Annotated in this window: 4 protein-coding genes; 1 reads left to right on the top strand and 3 read right to left on the bottom strand. The window is 46.0% G+C overall.

What is annotated here, in order from left to right:
- Positions 1 to 49 precede the first annotated feature (49 nt).
- Both BACCELL_RS02240 and BACCELL_RS02245 read right to left on the bottom strand, forming a co-directional pair.
- Positions 50 to 1294 carry an ABC transporter permease gene (locus BACCELL_RS02240; RefSeq protein WP_007209883.1) on the bottom strand — a complete coding sequence of 415 codons (1245 nt, stop codon included), beginning with the start codon at positions 1292 to 1294 and terminating at the stop codon, positions 50 to 52.
- Between the two features lie 30 nt (positions 1295 to 1324).
- A complete protein-coding gene (locus tag BACCELL_RS02245) occupies positions 1325 to 2524 on the bottom strand; it encodes a pyridoxal phosphate-dependent aminotransferase (protein ID WP_007209884.1) in 1200 nt (399 codons plus the stop codon).
- A 214-nt stretch (positions 2525 to 2738) separates the two neighbouring features.
- On the opposite strand from BACCELL_RS02245, the gene BACCELL_RS02250 reads away from it, so the two are divergent.
- On the top strand, positions 2739 to 3974 hold the full coding sequence (locus BACCELL_RS02250) for a hypothetical protein (RefSeq protein WP_007209886.1): 1236 nt from the start codon (positions 2739 to 2741) through the stop codon (positions 3972 to 3974).
- A 2-nt stretch (positions 3975 to 3976) separates the two neighbouring features.
- Here the strand turns inward: BACCELL_RS02250 and BACCELL_RS02255 are convergent.
- The coding region (locus BACCELL_RS02255; protein ID WP_007209887.1) for a sensor histidine kinase at positions 3977 to 4651 on the bottom strand (675 nt) is incomplete at its 5' end.

A 4651-nucleotide genomic window follows, 5' to 3' on the forward strand; every position in this document is an offset into this window, starting at 1 on the left:
TCAGCTACGAGCTATCCCGAAGGCACTTATCACTAACCCCTAATCACTTTTATTCGTATCTCATTGAGTTAGCGGGATGGATACGTGTAATCAGGAAAGAGGGGCCTAACAGCATCAGGACAGATGCCAGCAGAGTACCTATATTCAGTAATAAGAACAGCAGAATATTGAAGGATACGGGAACGGTATCCATGTAATACGTCTCCGGATCAAGTTTGAAGATACCAAACCACTTTTGCAAGAAATAGAACGCCAGTCCGATGACATTGCCCCATAGCATACCTTTACCGATAAGAAAGACTGAAAACCAAAGGAATACCTTGCGTATGGTGGTGTTATTGGCGCCCAGAGACTTCAGTATGCCGATCATGGAAGTACGTTCGATGATGATAATCAATAAGCCGGACACCATGGTAAAACCTGCTACGCCTGCCATCAGTATCAATATTACCCAGATATTCACATCCAGAATACTGAGCCAGGCAAATATCTGGGGATTCAGCTGCTCTACGTTGCGCACACAATAGTCTTCACCGTACCGGTCCTCCATTCCGTCCAGGTCGGCAGCAATCTGATAGGTGATCTCTTCAAGACGATCATAATCGCGTACCTGCAATTCTGCACCGCTCACTTGCCCCGGTTCCCAGTTGTTGAGACGGTTTACAAGATATAAATCGGTAAGGAGGAAAAGGTTATCGTATTCCGAGAAGTTAGTCTGGTAAATTCCTACAATCTGCAAACGGCGGGCACGAATATCATCCTGGATATAATAGGTATCTATCTTATCTCCAAGTTTCAACCTCAGCTTTGTAGCCAGTGCCTTAGAAATGACTACCCGATTGGAAGAAGCCGTATCACTGAACTGCGGTAACTCTCCTTCCACCAGATGTTCACGGAAAAAAGCAGGATCAAACTCTGGTCCTATCCCCTTCAGAACCATGCCTTGAAAATCCTCGGCAGTCTTTACCATGCCCGGTTTGGTGGAATAGCGCTGCACATGCTTCACCTCAGGATATTCGGATAGAATGGAGATGACACTGTCGTTCACCACCACAGGACGCGTCTCGTAGGAACGTGCAGCATCCGAATTCGTTATCTGAATGTCCGCACCGAAACCTATTACTTTACCACGCACTTCGTTCTTAAACCCGACAATCACCGACACCGTGATAATCATCACCGCCAGACCGATAGCAACACCTATCAGGGCAATGAGCACGGCAGGACGAGAAACTTGCTTTCCCGCATCGCTGTCGCGATAAATACGTCGGGCCAAAAACAGGGCTAAACTCATGTCATAATAACTTGTGTTCTTCTTACGTATTTATTCAACTCTTCCCGGATATGCCTCCAATGCCTTTGATAAGACAAAAAGCGCACGGGTCAGGTCTTCCTTCTTCAGCACATAGGCTATACGCACTTCATTCCGACCGGAACCGGGAGTAGTATAGAAGCCGGAAGCAGGTGCCATGAATACGGTTTGTCCTTCATACTCGAAGTCAGAAAGACACCAGGCACAGAACTTATCGGAATCATCTACCGGAAGTTTTGCCACTGTATAGAATGCTCCCATAGGAATAGGCGAATACACACCGGGGATACGGTTCAGTCCGTCTATCAGGCACTTACGGCGTTCTACATATTCATCATACGTATCGCGCAGGTAATCCTCATCGGCATCCAGAGAAGCTTCGGCAGCAATCTGACCAATCAACGGAGGACTGAGACGTGCCTGGCAAAACTTCATTACAGCACTACGTATTTCCGCATTCTTCGTAATCAAAGCACCGATACGGATACCACATTCCGAGTAACGCTTGGATACGGAGTCAATCAGTACCACATTGTCTTCAATACCTTCCAAATGGCAGGCAGAGATATAGGGAGAGCCCGTATAAATAAACTCACGATACACTTCATCGGAGAAGAGGAACAAATCGTACTTCTTCACAAGGTCACGTATCTGGTTCATTTCGCGACGGGTATAAAGATAACCTGTCGGATTATTAGGATTACAGATCAGGATAGCCCGGGTGCGCTCGTTAATCAGCTCTTCAAACTTTTCTACTTTAGGAAGCGAAAAACCTTCTTCTATGGTAGTGGCAATAGTGCGTATCTTAGCACCGGCAGAGATGGCAAACGCCATATAGTTAGCGTAAGCCGGTTCGGGAACAATAATCTCGTCACCCGGATTGAGGCACGCCAGGAAGGAGAACAATACCGCCTCCGAACCACCGGACGTAATGATGATATCATCTGCCGTCAGTTTGATGTTGAACTTATCATAATAGCCCACCAGCTTCTCACGGTAACTGCGATATCCTGCACTGGGACTATATTCCAGAACTTTCCGGTCGATATTGCGTATCGCATCAATCGCGACTTGCGGTGTGGGCAAATCGGGTTGTCCGATGTTCAGGTGGAATACATGCACTCCCCTTTGCTTGGCTGCGTCAGCCAGAGGAGCCAGTTTTCTGATAGGAGACGCGGGCATCTCCGTTCCGCGAATAGATATTGCTGGCATGTCTAAGTTTTTACAATTTGACAAATAAATATTAACGATTGACGATACACTTTCATATATATGCAATCGAAAGTGCAAAAGTAACACTTTATTTGAAATGACGGGAAAGCATTGGCAAAAAAGTTTAAAAACACTAGCTATGACTTAAAAGATAGTGATGAATTCAAAAGAAATTGTACCTTTGAGTGTCAAATCGTAAATCATATACAATGCCATGGTATTAAACCTGATAACATTTGCATCGTTGCTGCATAAACAAGCATCCATTCTCGGCTCACACGAACTTATATTAAACGAACTGGAGAAATATTTCACTGTAAATATTGTAGAATATCAAAACATAAACAAACTCACTAAAGACGATTTCAGCCTGCTTTTCATTGCTACCGGCGGTGTAGAACGGTTGGTTATCCAGCACTTCGAGTCTCTGCCCCGCCCTGCAATCTTACTGGCGGACGGTATGCAAAACTCACTGGCCGCCGCTCTCGAAATCTCGTCCTGGCTACGTGGCCGGGGTATGAAAAGTGAAATCCTCCACGGAGAATTACCCGAAATCATCAAACGTATCTTCGTACTCCACAGTAACTTCAAAGCTCAACAAGCACTCTTCGGATCGCGTATCGGCGTAATAGGCTCCCCCTCTTCCTGGCTTGTTGCCAGCAATGTAGATTACCTTCTTTCCAAACGGCGCTGGGGAATTGAATACACCGACATTTCACTGGAACGCGTTTATGAATATTACAATCAGGTAACAGACGACGAAGTGGGCGAAGCCTGCGCTGCTTTTGCCGGTAAAGCGCTTGCCTGCCGCGAAGCTACACCGGAGGATCTGATAAAAGCCATGCGCCTGTATCGCGCCATTAAACGGATTGTGGAGAAAGAAAAACTGAGTGCACTCACCCTGAGCTGTTTTAAACTGATAGAACAAACCGGAACCACCGGATGCCTCGCCCTCTCCCTATTGAACGATGACGGTATCATTGCCGGATGTGAAGGTGACCTGCAATCTATCTTTACCCAACTTGCCGTAAAAGTGCTGACCGGCAAGGCTTCTTTCATGGCAAACCCTTCCATGATCAATGCACGCACCAACGAAATCGTACTTGCTCACTGCACCGTGGGTATTGCACAAACCGAACAATACATCATCCGCAATCACTTTGAAACAGAGATGGGTATCGGTATTCAAGGAATCCTGCCTACGGGACACGTCACTCTGGTAAAATGTGGCGGAGAATGTCTGGACGAATATTACCTGAGCACAGGCACCCTGACCGAGAATACGAACTACATTAATATGTGCCGCACACAGGTACGCATTAAAATGGATACACCCGCAGAGTATTTCCTCAAAAATCCATTGGGAAACCATCATATCCTGATACAGGGAAATTACGAAATACTGCTGGATGAATTCCTGCAAGCGAACGGATGCAAAAGAGTTGAATAATACTATTCATTAAAATCAGGTACACGTACTGTAAAGCGTGTACCTTTTCCTAATTCAGAAGATACGTTTATTTCCCCTCTGAAACGCTCTACAATAGTCTGGCAGATACTCAGTCCCAGGCCGGCACCTTGCGTAAAGCTATCCACTTTATAGAAACGTTCGAATATGCGTCGCTGATTTTCTTCCGAAATGCCGCTTCCGGTATCTTCCACAAAGAAAACGGTATAGCCCGGCTCTTCTGTCTGGAAACCGAAAGTGATAGAACCTTGAGTAGTGAACTTCTTGGCATTGTTGATGAAGTTGTTAATCACCTGTTTCAGACGGACAGAATCCGTTACTATCGATTTACCCTCACCTTCGGGCAGTTTCATGACCAGCTCTACCCCCCGAGGCATACTCAGGCGCTGAGAGTCATAGATCTGCTGCATCACAAACGTGAGGTTGTATCCGGCAAAACGGAAGTCCATTGAACCGGACTCGATACGGGATAGATCGAGAATATCATTAATCAGTGCCAGCAATAAGGTACAGTTCGTGTTGATCGTATCCACAAACTGTTTCACTTCCTCAGGACTGAATGCTTCAATGTCCTTCAGCAAGTCGGAGAAACCGACAATAGAATTCAACGGAGTACGGATTTCATGGCTCATATTGGCAAGGAAAGCCGACTTCAGAGT

Origin of the sequence: Bacteroides cellulosilyticus DSM 14838, assembly GCF_000158035.1 — a bacterium.
GTDB classification, from domain to species: Bacteria; Bacteroidota; Bacteroidia; order Bacteroidales; family Bacteroidaceae; genus Bacteroides; species Bacteroides cellulosilyticus.